We start from the raw sequence: 16,453 nt of genomic DNA, 5'->3' as shown, positions 1-16,453 counted from the left end.
CGTATGTTCCGCAGCAGGCAAGCGCCACATGTTGCCCGTGTTATGCTGCTTCTCAGCAGTTCGCCTTCACGTGTTCTTCCTGAAGTTTGAATCGATGCAGTATATGATTTCGGAAGCAGCTCTGCATTTCCTCAAACGACCCAAACCCGAGACGCGATGCAAGTCGGGACACGGTCGCGGGTGATACATGGCATCGGCGCGCGATTGCGGCGGCATTTTCGAAAGCCACGTAATCCGGCTCCGCAAATATCACCCGGGCGACAGCCTCCGACTTCGCCGGAAGTGTCAGTTCCCTTTTGGCAATCAGCGCTTTGAGCTCGTCAAGCGATGGCGCTCGTCGGTTGTCAACTGATACGCGCTGTCGACCGCATGTCCGTGAGGGATAAGATGAACCCACAGACATAGTTCTCAACCTTTAACTATCTTCATGAAGATATCGAACTCGGCATCCACAATCGGAACCGTGTGCTCGTAACCGGGATATCTGCCTGAATCGACGTCTGCCTTGTAATCCTTAAAGGCAGCGACGCGCTCGTCCTGAATCTTCTCCAGCTCAGGGCCAAGGTTTCGATAAACTTTTCCGTGTCGCGGCTTGTGGTTCTTGCCGTAACCGCAAACATCTTCTGTGAAGAGGTACTGCGCATCGGCATATTTGCCAGCGCCCATGCCCAGCATGACAAGCGAGGAGTTTTCGGTGAGGAATTTCGCGACGCGATCTGGGACGACTTCCAGCTCCGCGCCGAAGACTCCAATTTGCTCCAGCTTTTGGGTGTGTCGCCAAATGCGCACTGCTTCGTCGGCGGTCTTGCCGACTGCGCGCCAACCCGTCCAGGTGATATAAGACGGCACCAGGCCGATATGGCCAACGACAGGAATGTAGTTGTCGCACAACGTCTTCTGGATGTCGTATGACGCCGCACAATAAAGGGCGTCGCCGCCTATGCCGGCAAAGTGGAACGCTGCACGCAGATAGTCCTCCGCTGTTGCGAGCGGGCGGCCCGCGAAACTCCCATAGCTGCCATATGGCAAACCGACTTGTACGAAACAATCGCCGGCTGCCTGGCGCATTTCCGGATCGAAATATCGACCTTCGATGGAGAGCATATGGATGCCGGCGGCGGCTGCGGCAGCCGCCTCATCCGGGGTGCTGACGAAGAGCATGGAGATTTTCCGCCCGCTCTTCTTCATCTTGCGGATGTCCTCGACATGAGGACGGTTGTGATACATGCCCATAATCAGCCTCCGCAGGGGATCAGGCAGCCTTGTATGTCAAACAGCGCTTTGGCGATGAATGGCCAATTCATTTCGGCGCGCCAGGTAATCGGGCGGTCGCGCCAGAGCATCTCGGCGCAGGCTGCAAGCTGGAACGGCTGGTCCATATGGCTCAGATCTCGATCATGATGCGGCTATTTTCGACCCTCGTCTTGTACGTCTTGAGATTCTCGCAAGCGGGCGGAGTCTCTACGTCCCCAGTCGTGAAGTCGAAGACGGATGCGTGTTTAGGACACTCCACTGTATTCCCCATTACCAGACCGTCAGCGAGGTGAATACTCTCGTGCGTGCAAAGCCCGTCGGTGCAGAAATATTCGTCTGCATCATTTCGAAAGATCGCAAAGGTGCGACCGCCATGATCGAAGCGCTTGGCTTCCTCGGCTTCGATGTCGTCGGCGGCACAGGCGTCGATCCAAGGCATGGAACCTTCCTTCAGATGGCTTGCGGTTTGTAGTCGGCTGGGGCGGACGGCATGACCCCCTGCAGTAGCGCCACGGACTTTTCGAGTCCCTCCAGGGAGTTCAGGAGCACGTCCTCATGCTCGATGGAAAGCCAGCCGTCATAGCCGGCCATCTTGAGGCGATAGCAGAATTGCCGCCACCACTCCTCGCCATGGCCGAAGCCAAGCGTGATGTAGCTCCATGACCGGGCCGGAAGATCCATCAGGCTGCCATTCTCGAGCAGAGATGTCGTCGCCTGCACTGGCGCGTTGAGCATCGTGTCCTTGGCATGAACGTGATAAACCGCCTCGCCCAACGATTGGGCCGCCGCCAGCGGGTCGGCACCCATCCAGAACAGATGCGAAGGGTCCAGATTCGCCCCCACGACCGGTCCGACCGCCTGTCGCAACTTCAGAAGCGAGGGCACGTTGAAGACACACTGGTTGCCGTGGAGCTCCAGCGCGATGCGCTCGACGCCGTTCTCTTCAGCCAACGCCACGATCTCGGTCCAGAAGGGAATCAGCTTCTCTTCCCACTGGTATTTCAAAATGGCCTGTGTTTCCGGAGGCCACGACGAGACGACCCAGTTGGGCATGGTATCTGCCGCGTTGCCGGCCGGGAGGCCGCTCATGGTGCAGACCGTCCGGATGCCCATTTCGCCCGCGACGCGAATAGTGGTTTTCAGCCCTTCGCCCTGGGCCGGGTCGGTCGGGTGTAGCGGATTGCCGTTTGCGTTGAGGCTGATGATTTCTAGCCCGCGCTCCTCGAACGCGCCAACGAAGCGCTTCTGGCCTTCCCTGTCGCCCAGCATGGACGAAAGCCGAAAATGCGGCGCGGTGGACCAGCCACAGGTGTTTACCTCGACGCCGGAGACACCCATGCGCTTCGCATGATCCAGCATCGTTTCGAAGGGCAGGTTGCCGAGGCTGTCTGAAACGAAACCCAGCTTCACGTATAAAACTCCGGCTTTGCGATCATTTCTACGGGTACGCGGCGGCCCTCGTGCAACGCCTTCACGCCCGCCTCGGCAACGACGGCGGCGCAATAACCGTCCCAGCAATTCGCAGCGGTTGCCGGGAACTCACCAGTCATGGCGAAGCGTAGGAAGTCGCGGTTCTGCCGACGGTAGGCATCGGCATAGCGGGTCCGCCAGTCGGCGTCGTAGCTCGTGCTCTGTGCAAGCGCAGAATCGATGCGAGTGTAGGCGACGTTGTTCATCGCAACGGTGCCCCGCTCGCCGATCAGCTCGGCACGGACATCGTAACCATAGGCGGCATTGTTGTTGATCTCGATGTTGACGAGTTGGCCATCGACCGTCTCCAGCACCATGAAGACAGGCGCGACTCGGGCATCTGAGCGCTTCGGCTGGAAGGCCGAGATCGACGCATATTCCGTCGAGAGCACATAGCGCACGACATCGAACTCGTGTGGAGCCGAATTGGTGATAGCCATAGCGCCGGTGAAATCTGCCGCCGGCGTTTCGACATTGCGGTGAAAATTGTGCATCATCAGGGGCCGGCCAAGGCGGCCGTCTGCAAGGGCCCGCTTCATCTCTTCGTAGGAGCGATCGTAGCGCCGCATGAAACCAAGCTGGACGAACTTCGCGCCCGACTTCTGTTCGGCCTCCATCACCGCGATACAGTCAGCGGACGCTTGAGAGAGGGGCTTTTCGCACAACACACGCTTGCCGGCGGCAATACAAGCCTTCGACAGCGGCGCATGCGTGGCATCGGGACTCGCCACAATGATTGCGTCCACGTCCTTCCGCGCGGCAACGCCTTCTGGATCGGTGGAGATGTCGGGCGCACCAAAGGTGTCGGCGACAGTGCGGGCACGCGCCTCATCCATGTCGCACACCAGCTGAAGGCTTGCTCCGGGAAGGTCTTCCGCCACTATCCTGGCGTGGTCGGCGCCCATCACACCGGCACCGATCACCGCAATGCGTATTGTCATATTTCTTCTGCTTTGTTCGACGTGAAGTGGCTGGTGGCGCAAGGGGTCATCAGGGCCGGTCGAAGTCGGACGTTTCCCGAGGAAAACGATCGAGCCGCCCGCCCATCAAGCTCGAGAGGCGGCGCATTGTCATTGTGATCATGCATGCAATTCATGCTCGATTTCCGCCTCGAGGTCAGCCATGGTTTCACCCCCGGCCATCAGGTCGGTGATCTCCTCGCGGGTTTTCTCGCGCTTCCGGAAATCGGCGGCGATCGCACCGCGAATGAGGACGGCGAAATGGTCTCCCACCGCCATCGCGTGCATCACCTGGTGGGTGATGAAGACGACCGCGAGACCGCGCCGTTTGGCTTCATTGACGATGCGCAGCACGTGAGCTGCCTGCTTGACGCCGAGCGCTGCCGTCGGCTCATCGAGGATCAGAACGCGAGCGCCGAAATGCACGGCGCGGGCAATGGCCAAGGATTGGCGTTCCCCACCTGACAGGCCACCAACAAGCCGGTCACCGTCGTCGATACGCGTGATGCCGAAATCCCGCACCGCTTTCACCGCGATCTCGTTGGCGCGCTTGCGGTCGTAGATCTTGAACGGACCCCAACCCTTTGTCGGCTCCAACCCAACGAAGAAGGAGCGGCCGATGCTCATTAAGGGGAACGTTCCGCCGAACTGGTGCACGGTGGCAATGCCCCGCTCCTGCGCAGCGCCTGGCCGGCCGAAGCTGACCGCCTTTCCGTCCATCAGGATCTCGCCGCTGGTCGGCTTGTGGACGCCTGACAATACCTTGATGAGAGTGGACTTCCCGGCGCCGTTGTCGCCGAGGAGACACAAGACCTCACCCTGGCGAATTTGCAGCGAGATGTTATGCAACACGTCGATCGGGCCGAAAGACTTGTTGACATTTTTCAGTTCGAGAATGGCAGGTTTTTCGCTCATAATTGTCGCACCTTTCGTTCTTCCAAGCCGTCGCTGACCGCAACTGCAGGCGCATTGCTCAAGGCTGTATGGGCGCCCTCGGCACGCTTTGTTTTGAACCTCGCCAGTAAGACAGAGCCAGCTCCCGGAATGACTGATTCATCAGCACCGCCGCCAAAAGCATCACGCCGATGATCAGGTTCGACCAGTTCCGGTCGATCTGGGTGAAGTAGATGCCCTGGCTGACAATGGCGAACGTGATGGTACCGACGAAGATGCCGATGACCGAGCCGAACCCTCCCGTGAGCAGCACGCCGCCGACCACCACGGACACGATCGCGTTGAAGATGAAGTTCATTCCGCCGGAAACCTGGGCCGAGTTGAACAGGATCGCCTGGCACATGCCAACGAATGTGGCGCTGACGGCGGACAGCACGAACAGTGCGATGGTCATGCGGTTTGTCGGAATGCCTGCATTGCGGGCGCTGACGCGATCGCCGCCCATTGCAAACAGCCAGTTGCCATAGCGGGTCTTGTGCAGCACGAAGCCAATGAGGACAGCGAACACTACCCACCAGACGATGATGACCTGATGGCTTCCGCCGATAAGCTGTCCGAACAGGAATTTGGCCCATTCGGGAGCGGTGACGGCAACGCTAGCGTTGCCAGTCAACAACACGGACCCACTGAGTACCAAGCCCTGCATCGCTACCAGGGTGGCGAGCGTAATGATCAACGAAGGCACCGAGGTGCGGATCGTCAGCAAACCATTGACAAGGCCGACCGCCACACCGACCGCCAGGGCGCCGGCCATGCCCACCGCGATGGGCAGGTCATAGTAGCCGCTAAGGATGGCGGTGGTCATGGAGCCCGCGGGGATCAATGCGCCGATGGAGATGTCGAGTTCACCCGAGATCATCAGCAGACCGACCGGAATGGCGACAATGCCGAGATTGGCGGCAAAATTCACCCAGCTCGCCGCGCCAAGGAGTGTGCCCAAGTCCACGCCACCGAAAAATACGAAGAACAGCACCACCCCGATCAGGCTGAGGATCGAGCCGGCCTCCGGGCGGCGCAACAAGGATTTGATTGTCTCTATCATGGCGGTCCCTCAAGCCTTCTTCGATGAGTAGCTGAGCGCCAGCTGCCGAAAGGTGTCGTTGGTGAGCACGGCGATCAGGAGAAGCGCGCCGATGATGACGCTTCCCATGTTGGGATCGATACTCGTGAAGTAGATGCCCTGGTTTACGATGGAGAAGGTGATCGTGCCGAACACGATACCTACGACCGAGCCAAATCCGCCGGTAAGCAGAACGCCCCCGATGACCACGCACATGATCGAATTGAAGATGAAGGACTGCCCAGCCAGAACTTGAGCGCTCTGGTAGACCATCACCTGGCTGACTCCGACGAACGCGGCGGAAAACCCCGAAAGCATGAATAGACCGATGGTAAGCCGCTTGGTGGGGATGCCCGCGTTGCGCGCGCTCTCCTTGTCGCCCCCGAGTGCATAGATCCAGTTGCCCACGGGCGAGATGTGGAGGAGCCAGAGAAGGGCGGCGATGTAGACGAGCCACCAGAGAATCGTCACTTGGAACATGCCCCCGAGATATTGGCCGAGAAGCGTCTTCGTGAGTTCGTCGGGTACCAGCGAGACACCGGTGCTGCCGGCGATCATCACCGTAAGGCCCAGCGTCAGGCCCATTGTGCCGAACATCGTTCCTATTGTGATTATCAGGGACGGGATCGTGGTTCGCGTGACGAACACGCCGTTGATCAAACCGATGGCGAGACCGAGCCCAAGCGCGGCCGTGATGCCGAGCCAATCAGGCAGGCCATAGTAGCCGGATACGATCGCGGCCGTTAGAGAGGCCGCGGGAATCACGGCGCCGACCGAGATGTCCAGCTCACCAGCGATCATCAGCAGCCCTATCGGCAGAGCGATGATGCCGATCTCGGAGGCGATGCTCAGCCAACTGGCCGTACCGGCTGCTGACAAAAAGCCACTGCCTCCGAATATGGCGAAGAACAGAAAGACTGCGACCATGCCCAGGAACGAGCCCGTCTCGGGCCGCCGCGCCAGACGACCTAGGGCCAGTCCAGAACGGCCGCGGTTTGCCATCGGCGTTGGGGTTGATGTCACGGGATGTGCCGTCATGGGTAATCCGCGAGTTATCGAGCGCCAAGATGGCGGTCGCAATGGAAGTAGAATGAACCGGCCGCCCGCCTCACAAGGCTGGCGGCCGTAAGGACACCTAGCGCGCGCCGGCCTTCACGCCGGCAATGGTCAGCTCGACAGTGTTCTTGTCGATGATACCAGGACCGGTGAGGATCTCGCGCGTCGGCACGGTCAACCCGTAGTTTACCTTGCCATTCAAGATCGAGACGGCGAGGTAGCCTTGCCAGTAGCCCTGCTGGTCGATCGCGCAGGCCTGTTTTCCATCTCTGATGTTGTTCAGGATGGTCTCGTCAAAGTTGATGCCGCACAGCTGAACCTGCCCGGCCTTGCCGGCCTGGGTGAGGCCGTTCATGGCCGAATTGGCGTCGACATTGCCGATGGTGAACACAGCGGTTACGTCTTGATGCTGCAGCAGATAGGCCTTCACCGCCTGCGCTACTGCTGTTGCCGAGCCGAAAGAGGTGGCTGGCAACGGCAACACATCGGCCTCGCCGCCGCCATTCTTCATCCCTTCCTTGAAGCCACCACAGTAGGCCTCGATATTGGCCGCACCCGGCAGTGTGTTGATGCAGACGCCTTTCTTGTTGCCGGCCTTGGCGAGATACTCGCCGCCGGCGACGCCGCCCTTGTAGTCGTCCGAGCCGACATAGTTCATGGCGCCGAGTCGATCTGCCGCCTGCAAACCGCCGGCATTGTAGATGACAAGCGGGATGCCAGCGTCCACAACCGCCTTGAACGCCGGATCCATGGCTTCCGGCACCCAGTCAGGACCGACAATGGCGTCGGCCTTCTGGTCGATGGCTTGGCGGATCAGTTCGGCCGCGTCCACACCCAGATTGTCGTAGTTCTGCGGCCCGAGCCAGGTGACTTTGCCACCTTGAGCTTCAACGACCTTCCCGGCGTCTTCGGCACCGCGCTTGACGATCGACCAGAATGGATCGTCAGGCTTACCGCCGATTACGAAGATGTCGGCAGCAAGCGTCACGCCGGTGCTGAATGCGGTAAGCACCGTTGCCGACACCAGCGTCTTGAAGAGTTTCATGGTCTTCCTCCCAGGTTGACCCGCCCCGCGGGTTTGAAAAAACATGGCTGATCCGCTCCCCTCCTCCGGGTACACAAGCGAAACAGCGGCTGTTGATTACTCTGCCGGCATGTCAGAGGCCCTGCCGTCGGGGGCATCCTGCTTGGCGCGGAGCTTTTCTTTCTTTTTGCGAAAGCGCGCCTTCATAGCCTCGTCGGCCTCCTTGCTTCCGTCGTGCCAAGTGCCGAAAAGCTTATCGAGAGGGACCAGACCGTCACCGCCGTAGTTCACCTCGAAATACTTGTGGTGCAGGTAGTGGACGTAGGAATGGCTATCGAGCTTGACCTTGTCGGTGAGTTCGAAGGTCTCAAACCCAAGATGGCCATTCACCGCTCCGAAGCCGGCCCCATGCAGAGTGAAGTACGCGCAGACCGGGTTGGATGGGATCAGCAGGTGCAGCCAGGCTTCGGCATGGTAGAGGAACCCTTCCACCGGATGCATGGACAGCGACGACCACGGGCTGGGGTTGATCGAATTGTGGTGAACCGAGTGCACCCATTTGTAGAGCGGCGGCCAATGGATGGCGCGGTGCAGGAAGAAGAAATAGATCTCATGCACGGCCGGTGCGATGATGACGAGGAACGATAGGTAAAGCCAATTCGTCGTCCAGGGCAGCCAGACCGCCCAGCTGTTGGCGTAGGCCCACAGCATCACGATTTCGACCAGGGTCCACAGCGGTATGGTGATGAAAAACGAGCGGGTGAAATTGTCGATGTTCTGGCTCTGAAACCAGAAGGCGTCGGATGGCGCGTCGGACGGAAATTTTGGATTATACTTGAAGCGGTTCTCTTGCTTGCGCTGGAAATAATAGCGCAGCTCAAAGAACCCGTAGAAGAGAAAAATGCCCCCTGCGTTCAGGCCGTAAAGCCAAAGGTAGTTGAGCAGCGAAAAGGTTGCCAGGCTGTCCCAGCTCGGAATGAGCAAGTTGACCCAGATGATTGCCGTGGCCATGTGGAACGCATTCCAAGGCCAAAGAAACTCGGGAATCCAGGCCAGTACCTTCCTGGCGTTGAACGGGCGATGCCAGATCGGCACCGGCTCGGCGCGGCGGTGCGGGACCCAGTTTCCGCGTTTGTCGCGCGTTCCATACTGAAGGTCATCCATCTGAACAGCGCCTCCTGGCCGACCAATTCCGGTCTGCCTTCACCGGATTGGCCTCAACGGAGGCGATTCATATCGGAGGCTTGATATCGTCGGAACACAAAAATAGTATTGAGATTGCATTTGTATCATAATATCTCACTCATGATGATACAGGAGAGGGACGGTTCTATGAGGCGACCGACGATTCGCGACCTCGCTCAAGCCGCTGGCGTATCAGTGGCCACCGTGAACAGAATCCTCAGCGGCACTGTCTCCGTTCGCCCAAAAACCGTGCAACGAGTGCAAAGCGCAGCCGAAGAAATCGGGTTCTATGGGATCGGGGCGATCGACGACCGGGCCAGGAAACTGTCGCCCCATCACCGATTTGGTTTCCTGCTGCAGCAATCGACCCGTGAACTCTACAAACTGTTCGGGAAGAAAATCATCGCAGCTTGTCGCGATCGTCGCGACGAGATTGTTGAGGCGATCGTCGAGTTCGTGGACCTACTGACGCCGGAGACTATCTCTAGCCGCCTCATCGCGCTCGGCGACACCTGCGACGCAGTCGCGGTGATCGCGCCAGATCACCCTATTATAGGACAGGCTATCCGTTCACTGAAGGAAATGGGGAAGCCCGTTGTTGCTTACATTACGGACCAATCCGCGCCGGAACGAGCGGCCTATGTGGGAACGGACAACTGGAAGCTGGGGCGTACGGCGGCATTCTTGATTGCGCAAACCACCCAAGGTCCAGGGCGCATTGCGGTTTTCATAGGCAATCACCGGTATCAATGCCAAGACGTTTCAGACGCCAGCTTCCGTTCGTATTTGCGCGAACACGCTCCGCGGCTCGCAGTGGAAGAAAGTCGCCCTACTCGTGAGGAATCGAGCGAGGCTTACCGTATGGTGGCCGAGCTCCTGAAGACGACTGATGACCTTGTGGGAATTCTGATCGTCGGTGGTGGAATAACCGGGGTGCTCCGTGCGCTGCGAGAGGTCCCTGCCGAAAGGCGAGCGGGAATCAAGCTGGTTTGCCGTGACATTGGCCCCGAGACGCGAAAAGGCTTGTCCGAGGGATTAATCACAGCAGCGCTTTGTCATCCACTCGAGGCGACCTCGGCCCTCCTTGTGCAGACGATGATTGACGTGGTTGGACCGCAAGCACCGGTCGCGACCCTTCAGCGGTCTATACCTTTTGAAATAGTGACGCCGGAAAACATCTGACGCCGGCAGCATAGGCAGCCGTGTCGGAACACCCGCGCGCCGATGTCATAGGCCATCGCCAGCGCGGCTTGCGACCTGATGTCGTCGACCTCGCCATAGATGGTCGCGGTGTCACGCCAGCGCGCGGCGCCACCCGCCGCCCAGGTGCCGATCCCGATGCGCGGTACCGAGCGGCCATCCCAAAGCTCCATCATCTGCATTGCCGCCTCCATTATCTCAACGACGCAGGCTGGCGTGGCGGGCATGCTCGCGGATCTCTTCGCGAGAAATGCCAGCATCCGCCAGCGTGCTGTCTGGGGCCTGCCTCAAGCTCGCAAGCGTCTGGCGATAGGCAAGCCAGCGGGCGAAACGGTGTCGAAGTTTATGAAACATGATGGTCTCCTTTGGCGCTCAGAATGCCCGCGCGCTTGGGTTGGTCGAAAGCGCAAAGCATCTGCGCGTAGCGCATGCGCGATCGCAAGGATTGCGCTGGCTTCTTGGCCAGCCGACGCGCTTGTCACTGTCCCGCCAAGCAGGATTGTCCAACGCCTCCAATGCCTCGATACTTGCGCGTGATGCCCGCTTCGCGCTACAGCCACGGTCGCAAGGAGTTTTTCATTTCTGCAAAATGGATATCGACTGGGACGATCTGAGGTTGTTTCTCGACGTTGCGCGGCTGGGTGGCTTGAGCGCAGCGACGGGAACGACGCGCCTCAGCGCAGCCACCCTTGGACGACGCATCACCGCACTCGAAAAGCAGATCGGCGAACCGCTGTTCGTGCGTCAGCAGACAGGCTACCAGCTGACCCCGGTCGGTGAAGAACTGCTGCGGCGCGCCGAAGACGTCGAGGCAGCAATGCAGTCGCTGACCCGCTGGCGCGAGGGGAACCTGCCCGACCGCATTGTCCGCGTCTCGGCCGGGCCATGGACCTCAGCCTTCGTTTCCGCCCATATCGGCGAGATCTGGACGGTCGATGACGGCATAAGGGTGGAGCTCGTCACCACCACCGACCGCGTCGACATCGGCCGCCGTGCCGCCGACATCGGCATCCGCAGCGAGCGCCCGACCGAGCAGTGGCTGGCCGGCCGTCAGAGCGGCAAGGTCGCCTACGCCATTTATTCCGGACGCCGCCTGATCAACGGCATCGCCGCCGGGTTGTTCGTCGGCGTCACCGGCGAAGCGGCAAACATTGCCTCGGCCCGCTGGCTGCAAGCCCATCACGGCGACCGCATCGCCGTGCGCGGCAACAACACCCATTCGGTGCGCGAACTGGTGGCCGCCGGCGCCGGCCTTTCGATCTTTCCGTGCTTCGTCGGTGACAGCGATCCGCGGCTGGTTCGCGTCGCTCAGCCTATCCCCGAGCTGGAAACCGACCAATGGATCGTCACCCATCACGAGGAACGTCACGCGCCGCCGGTCCGAAAAGTCGCCGACCGGATTGCCGCCTTGATGCGGGCGCACCAGCCGCTGTTTCGCGGCGAGACTCCGATCCGGTAAGCCTCAGGCGTCGATCGGCCGCCAGCTGAACGGCATGCTGGCACTCATGCCGGACTCCTGCGCCATCAGGCCTAGGCCGTAATACTTCAACAGAGACTCGAACTCGCCATGCCGCTGCGTCCAGCCGCTATTCGCGGCACCGACCATCGAGCCCAGCGGACGCTTTGTTCCATGGCTGACCACCGTCAAAAAGAGCGCTGTTAACCAAATTTTCTAACCCGCCAATGCTTATTCGCGCGACTGAAGGGGTGAGGTGATCTATGTGCGATTCAAACATAAGCGCATTTCCGCTGCATCGGCGGCGGAAATTGGTCGAAGGGATCGCCCTGGTCCTGGAGTCCAAGAACGGGGAGGACGCGAACGCCTTCTGGCGCAACACCGCCAAGGCAATTCTCGTTCAATTATCCGAATCAGGAATTGCACCCGGGCTGGCCGAACAGGAAGTCGGAACGCTTCTTCATGCTGTCTTGGATGATATAGCCACCCGCAGTGCGGCGAAACTAGCACAATAGCATCGGCTGGCTCACGACGATGGATTGCCGCGTGGCACCACTGCATCCGTCAAATGCAAGGTTTTTCAATACGCATGGGCGCGATCACGCCCGGTCTATGTAGCTGCGCCCCACCATGCGCGCCTATAACACGAAGAAGTCGTTCACTGTGACGAATGTGCTCGGGTCCAGGGCGGCAAACTTGACAGTCGCCGCTGCTCCTGCCCCGTCCACATCGAACAGCAGATCGCCGGTCTCCCTGTCGTAAATGATGTGGTCGTTGTCATCGATGGCGTGCTTGCCGACGACGAAAACCGCAGCGGAAAGCGAGCCGGCCGACAGCCCGACGAATGCGGAGCTGTCCAGCCAGAACACATCGTCGAGCGCATTGAAGTCTTCTATCCTGTCGTAGTTCGCCGGCCCAAGTGCGTCGAACACGAAGACATCCCTGCCCCCCTCGCCGGCCAGCCGGTCGCGGCCGGCGCCGCCATTGAGGATGTCGTCGCCAGCACCACCTCGCATGTCGTCGGAGCCGGCGCCGCCGTCGAGGACGTCGTCGCCAGTGTCACCGCGGACACCGTCTGCGCCCTCACCACCGCTGATCTCGTCATCGCCAGCGCCGCCCTTCAGCCAATCGGTGCCCGCGCCTCCAATGATGTCGTCCGCGCCCGCGCCGCCGAACAGCTGGTCGTGGCCGGCACCGCCGTCGAGCGTATCGTTGAACGGGGTGCCGCTGATGCGGTCGCCCCCGCCCAGCGCGGCGACGAGCACGGGATGATCATGGCTTGCGTAGCTCGCGATGTTTTTGGCGTCGGTCAGGGTAATGGATTCGGCCGGCGGAGTGACTGTGATCGTAATCGTCGCCACATTGCTGTTGCCCTGGCCGTCCGTAGCGTAAACCGTAAAGCTGTCGGTGCCGATGAACCCTGCCTCCGGTGTGTAGTCGAACAGGTTTCCGCTCAGAAAATCCGCATGATAGTGCAGGGTAGTGCCATAATGACCCTGGTGAAACGGGTAGTAGTTACCGTCGAAACTCGTCTCCTGCTCCAGGGTGCCGCTGTCCGGCCCGTCCAAGACGATAAAGTTCAAGAGATCGTAGTCGGCATCTGTCGCGCTGAACTTGACGTCGTCGAGAGATTGCGCCTGCGAAATCGACAAGTCCAGGTCGGCAACGTTGGGCGCGTGATTAACGAAGGTGTCGGACTGAAGCACGCGCCCTTTCAAGATGATCTGATGCTGACCGTATTGGGTGTTTTCGCCGCCGAAATATTCGTTCGCCCCGATCCATGTCACCGTGAGGTCGTCGGGGCTGTCGGCGCTGATCGAGACGATCCGGACCGACTGGAAGGCCGCCTGGTCGGACACGGTGCGGAGAAAATTGCCTTCGTTGTCGAAGACCTGCGTTTCCACTGTCGTCCAGGTTTCGGTCCTGCCCTCGTGGGTGAAGCTGGTGATGGTGAAGAAGCCATCGAAGACATCGACCGAAGCTAGTTCGATCCCACCGAAAGGGAAATCCGGCTTTGCGCCTATCGGTCCGATTACGTCGCCGTCTGTTTCCGTAATGCTGAAAAGGACCGAGTCAGGGGTCGGATTGGGATTCTCGGGTTCGTTCCATACGATGAGTTCACTGCCATTGCTTAAGGTCGGCATCCTGTCTCTTCCTTGCCTTTGCGCCTGGACGTGATGCGGATGCCCCAATTCCAACAGTAACATGTTACTCGAGACGGATCGGTGACAAACCCAACCGCCTTTCGCCTTCTTCGAATGTGGTTAATTCGGTGATCATGCCGAACTTTCTGATTGGATTCGGCAATGGGCCGACGCTGGTGAAATCCAGTCGGCGATGCGGCGAGCCGACGAGGTGCGGTCGTGCTGGGCATCAGGCACTGCGGACCCGAAGCGATCTCTGCTCCAAAGGATCATTCGCAGGATCACCCTCAAGCTGGGGTCATTGACCATCGAACTGGATCGCCGCTCGTTATCGGAACTGCTGCTCGAACGGATTCTACCACCTGGCGATGGAGCTGAAGTGACTTCCATCGAATGTCCAATCGGTATGATGCGGCGCGGGATCGAACACGCATCGTACTTACAGACGGCCCCAACATCAGCCGAGAACCCGATGGCGCTTTGATCGACCTTTTGCGTCGAGCCCATTTGTACCTAGGCCAACATACGGATGGAGCCAACCGTGGCCTCACCGATGTCGCCATGCTCAACGGCACCAATACATCTGAAGTAAGCCGCCTCCTGCTCTTCGCTTTCCTTGCCCCGAAAGTTGCGGTCAGCATCGTCGCAGCATGCTGGCACTCGTGCCCCGGCCGGGCTCCAGCGCCACTCCAGCGCCGACGGCGATTGCCATGACGCCTCGCGTGCAATAGGCCTTTGCCGGAAAAGCCTAGGGAGGATTGCCGTGAGAGAAACAGCCGGGACATGGCGCGTCGGCATCCTTTTTTCGCGCAGCGGCATCACCTCGGTCACCGAAAGCGAGCATTTCTATGGAACCGCGCTCGCCATCGAGGAGATCAATGCCGGCGGCGGCGTGCTGGGGCGGCAGATCGAGCCGATCGCCTACGATCCTGGCAGCGACCCCGAGGCGTTCCGCTCGCTGGCCCGCAAGCTTCTGACCGAGGACGATGTCAACGTCATCTTCGGCTGCTCGATGTCGGGCAGCCGCAAGGCGGTGCTGCCGATCGTCGAGCGCCACAACGGCCTGCTCTGGTACCCGTCGATCTACGAAGGCTTCGAATATTCGGAAAACGTCCTCTACACCGGCGCCACGCTCAACCAGAACACCTTCGCACTGGCCGACTTCATCCTGCAGCGCTACGGACCGCGCGTCTTCATGGCCGGGTCCGACTACATCTATCCGCATGAATCCAACCGGGTGATGCGCGACCTCCTGGAATGCAAGGGCGGCACCATCGTCGAGGAACAGTATGTGCCGCTCGACGCCGATGAACGCCGCATGCGCCGGCTGATGGCCGACATCGAGAAGGCCGCGCCGAACGCCGTCTTCTCGACCGTCATCGGGCGCAGCGCACAGATCCTCTACAGGCTCTATGCCGAAGCCGGCATCGACCGGACACGGCGGCCGATCGCCAGCCTGACTCTCGCCGAAGGCGAGATTCGCGTGATCGGCGCCGAGCACTGCACCGGACATGTTCTGGCCGCCCCCTATCTGGCGAGCGTCGACAGCGGCGAGAACCAGCGCTTCGTCGGTGAGCTCGCCCGCCGCTTCGGCGACCGCACGACGGCGACCATGTGGTCGCAGACGGCGTATACGCAGGTTCACCTGTTCGCCCGCGCGCTGGAAAAGGCCGGAACCCTCGACACCTTCCGCCTCGGCCAGGCGGCGCTTGAGGTTGACTATGCGTCGCCGGAGGGCAGGATGATGTTCGACCAGGAAAACCGCCACGTCTGGTCGACGCCACGCATCGGCATCGCCAACGCCACCGGGCAGTTCGACATCGCCTGGCAGTCGCAGGTCGCGATCCGGCCAGACCCCTATCTTGCTGCGACCCATTTCGAAGAGCCGTGGCTTTAGATGACGGCGACGCTCAAACGAATCCTTAGCGATCTCCGGCAGGCGAAGATCCTCGTCGTGCACCCGAAGGACGAGGATGGCGCCGCCCTCGTCGACCACCTCAGGCGCCTTGGCTGTGAAGTCAGGGCGGCGTGGCCGCCGCCGGCCTCGATCCCGGCCGACATCGACACGGTGTTCGTGCAGGTCGGCGAGGCGCCGACAGACGCGATGGTGTCGCTCATCGAGGGCGCCAACGCCGCCGTGGTCGCCATCGTCACCTATGAAAGCCCGACCTCGATCAAGGCGATCATCGACCTCAACGCCCATGGCGTCATCACCAAGCCGCTCAGGCAGTTGGGCGTGCTGACGCAGTTTGCACTGGCCCGCTACCGCTACGGCTACGAAGGGCGGCTGGCCAATAAGGTGCGCAAGCTGGAGGATACGCTGAAGGGACGCCGGACGATCGAGAAGGCGGTCAAGGTGCTGGTCGAGATGAACGGCGTTGACGAGGAAACCGCCTACAAGCTGATCCGCGACCAGGCGACATCGAAGCGGGTCGCCCTGGTTTCGGTGGCCGAAGGCATCCTGGCCGCGCAGGAGGCGATGCGGACTTTCGGCTTCGGGATTTCCGCTAAAGGCAATCAGAAATAGCCGGACAGCCGACAGCCCGGCAAGATTTGCCGCATCAGAAAATTCTTACAACACGTTGATTTCATTATTCTAAACAGCCACTCATGGTGCGGCGAACTGCCGGACTCTTTTGCCCTTGACGCCGCCTCCCGGCTGTGCAACTTCTTAAAGCACGAGCAGGTTTG

19 protein-coding genes and 1 pseudogene are annotated in these 16,453 nt (G+C 60.2%); 5 read left to right on the top strand and 15 right to left on the bottom strand.

The window, feature by feature from the left end:
• Nucleotides 1–52: 52 nt before the first annotated feature.
• From BQ8794_RS04680 to BQ8794_RS04635, 11 genes and pseudogenes are all read right to left on the bottom strand, one after another.
• The gene (locus tag BQ8794_RS04680; RefSeq protein ID WP_077373775.1) at nucleotides 53–403 is read right to left on the bottom strand and encodes a MurR/RpiR family transcriptional regulator; all 351 of its coding nucleotides are present in this window, start codon (nucleotides 401–403) and stop codon (nucleotides 53–55) included.
• A 5-nt stretch (nucleotides 404–408) separates the two neighbouring features.
• Nucleotides 409–1,233: a 3-methyl-2-oxobutanoate hydroxymethyltransferase gene (locus BQ8794_RS04675; RefSeq protein ID WP_077373773.1), complete on the bottom strand. Its 825-nt coding sequence runs from the start codon at nucleotides 1,231–1,233 to the stop codon at nucleotides 409–411.
• 59 nt (nucleotides 1,234–1,292) lie between these two features.
• A pseudogene (locus BQ8794_RS37270) lies at nucleotides 1,293–1,379 on the bottom strand (hydroxypyruvate isomerase); the annotation flags it as partial.
• Between the two features lie 5 nt (nucleotides 1,380–1,384).
• A complete protein-coding gene (locus BQ8794_RS04670; RefSeq protein WP_077373771.1) occupies nucleotides 1,385–1,693 on the bottom strand; it encodes a MocE family 2Fe-2S type ferredoxin in 309 nt (102 codons plus the stop codon).
• A gap of 11 nt (nucleotides 1,694–1,704) precedes the next feature.
• Complete coding sequence (locus tag BQ8794_RS04665; protein ID WP_077373768.1) at nucleotides 1,705–2,664, bottom strand: sugar phosphate isomerase/epimerase family protein; 960 nt, start codon at nucleotides 2,662–2,664, stop codon at nucleotides 1,705–1,707.
• Nucleotides 2,661–3,665 carry a Gfo/Idh/MocA family oxidoreductase gene (locus BQ8794_RS04660; RefSeq protein ID WP_077373766.1) on the bottom strand — a complete coding sequence of 335 codons (1,005 nt, stop codon included), beginning with the start codon at nucleotides 3,663–3,665 and terminating at the stop codon, nucleotides 2,661–2,663. Before BQ8794_RS04660 ends, BQ8794_RS04665 begins: the two co-directional genes overlap by 4 nt.
• Nucleotides 3,666–3,803: 138 nt before the next feature.
• Nucleotides 3,804–4,598 (bottom strand): ATP-binding cassette domain-containing protein, encoded by a 795-nt coding sequence (locus BQ8794_RS04655; RefSeq protein ID WP_077373764.1) that lies wholly within the window; start codon nucleotides 4,596–4,598, stop codon nucleotides 3,804–3,806.
• A 58-nt stretch (nucleotides 4,599–4,656) separates the two neighbouring features.
• Nucleotides 4,657–5,679 carry an ABC transporter permease gene (locus BQ8794_RS04650; RefSeq protein WP_077373761.1) on the bottom strand — a complete coding sequence of 341 codons (1,023 nt, stop codon included), beginning with the start codon at nucleotides 5,677–5,679 and terminating at the stop codon, nucleotides 4,657–4,659.
• A 9-nt stretch (nucleotides 5,680–5,688) separates the two neighbouring features.
• A complete protein-coding gene (locus BQ8794_RS04645; protein WP_167378642.1) occupies nucleotides 5,689–6,699 on the bottom strand; it encodes an ABC transporter permease in 1,011 nt (336 codons plus the stop codon).
• A 133-nt stretch (nucleotides 6,700–6,832) separates the two neighbouring features.
• On the bottom strand, nucleotides 6,833–7,798 hold the full coding sequence (locus BQ8794_RS04640) for a sugar ABC transporter substrate-binding protein (protein ID WP_077373755.1): 966 nt from the start codon (nucleotides 7,796–7,798) through the stop codon (nucleotides 6,833–6,835).
• A 96-nt stretch (nucleotides 7,799–7,894) separates the two neighbouring features.
• Nucleotides 7,895–8,941 carry a sterol desaturase family protein gene (locus BQ8794_RS04635; RefSeq protein ID WP_077373752.1) on the bottom strand — a complete coding sequence of 349 codons (1,047 nt, stop codon included), beginning with the start codon at nucleotides 8,939–8,941 and terminating at the stop codon, nucleotides 7,895–7,897.
• 168 nt (nucleotides 8,942–9,109) lie between these two features.
• On the opposite strand from BQ8794_RS04635, the gene BQ8794_RS04630 reads away from it, so the two are divergent.
• Nucleotides 9,110–10,144, top strand: a complete 1,035-nt coding sequence (locus BQ8794_RS04630) for a LacI family DNA-binding transcriptional regulator (RefSeq protein WP_077374271.1) — start codon at nucleotides 9,110–9,112, stop codon at nucleotides 10,142–10,144.
• Here the strand turns inward: BQ8794_RS04630 and BQ8794_RS04625 are convergent.
• On the bottom strand, nucleotides 10,099–10,344 hold the full coding sequence (locus BQ8794_RS04625; protein WP_210189813.1) for a hypothetical protein: 246 nt from the start codon (nucleotides 10,342–10,344) through the stop codon (nucleotides 10,099–10,101). The two genes, BQ8794_RS04630 and BQ8794_RS04625, sit on opposite strands and share 46 nt — an antisense overlap.
• Nucleotides 10,345–10,360: 16 nt before the next feature.
• Nucleotides 10,361–10,516 carry a YjiS-like domain-containing protein gene (locus BQ8794_RS04620; protein WP_077373744.1) on the bottom strand — a complete coding sequence of 52 codons (156 nt, stop codon included), beginning with the start codon at nucleotides 10,514–10,516 and terminating at the stop codon, nucleotides 10,361–10,363.
• A gap of 235 nt (nucleotides 10,517–10,751) precedes the next feature.
• On the opposite strand from BQ8794_RS04620, the gene BQ8794_RS04615 reads away from it, so the two are divergent.
• The gene (locus BQ8794_RS04615; protein ID WP_167378630.1) at nucleotides 10,752–11,621 is read left to right on the top strand and encodes a LysR family transcriptional regulator; all 870 of its coding nucleotides are present in this window, start codon (nucleotides 10,752–10,754) and stop codon (nucleotides 11,619–11,621) included.
• Nucleotides 11,622–11,624: 3 nt separating this feature from the next.
• On the opposite strand, the gene BQ8794_RS04610 is transcribed toward BQ8794_RS04615, so the two are convergent.
• Nucleotides 11,625–11,810, bottom strand: coding sequence for a hypothetical protein (locus BQ8794_RS04610; protein WP_077373737.1), 186 nt, complete (start codon nucleotides 11,808–11,810; stop codon nucleotides 11,625–11,627).
• A gap of 71 nt (nucleotides 11,811–11,881) precedes the next feature.
• Between BQ8794_RS04610 and BQ8794_RS04605 the strand changes: the two genes are divergently transcribed.
• A complete protein-coding gene (locus BQ8794_RS04605; protein ID WP_023797634.1) occupies nucleotides 11,882–12,133 on the top strand; it encodes a DUF6074 family protein in 252 nt (83 codons plus the stop codon).
• Nucleotides 12,134–12,256: 123 nt separating this feature from the next.
• Here BQ8794_RS04605 and BQ8794_RS04600 read toward each other — a convergent pair whose 3' ends face one another.
• Nucleotides 12,257–13,762: a calcium-binding protein gene (locus BQ8794_RS04600; RefSeq protein WP_077374269.1), complete on the bottom strand. Its 1,506-nt coding sequence runs from the start codon at nucleotides 13,760–13,762 to the stop codon at nucleotides 12,257–12,259.
• Between the two features lie 757 nt (nucleotides 13,763–14,519).
• Here BQ8794_RS04600 and BQ8794_RS04590 point away from each other — a divergent pair.
• Nucleotides 14,520–15,659 (top strand): transporter substrate-binding domain-containing protein, encoded by a 1,140-nt coding sequence (locus BQ8794_RS04590; RefSeq protein ID WP_077374266.1) that lies wholly within the window; start codon nucleotides 14,520–14,522, stop codon nucleotides 15,657–15,659.
• On the top strand, nucleotides 15,660–16,289 hold the full coding sequence (locus BQ8794_RS04585) for an ANTAR domain-containing response regulator (protein WP_077373732.1): 630 nt from the start codon (nucleotides 15,660–15,662) through the stop codon (nucleotides 16,287–16,289).
• The last annotated feature ends 164 nt before the right edge of the window (nucleotides 16,290–16,453 follow it).

This window comes from Mesorhizobium prunaredense (genome assembly GCF_900156895.1).
In the GTDB taxonomy this organism is placed as follows: Bacteria; Pseudomonadota; Alphaproteobacteria; order Rhizobiales; family Rhizobiaceae; genus Mesorhizobium; species Mesorhizobium prunaredense.
This window is presented reverse-complemented; position numbering and strand designations above follow the sequence as displayed.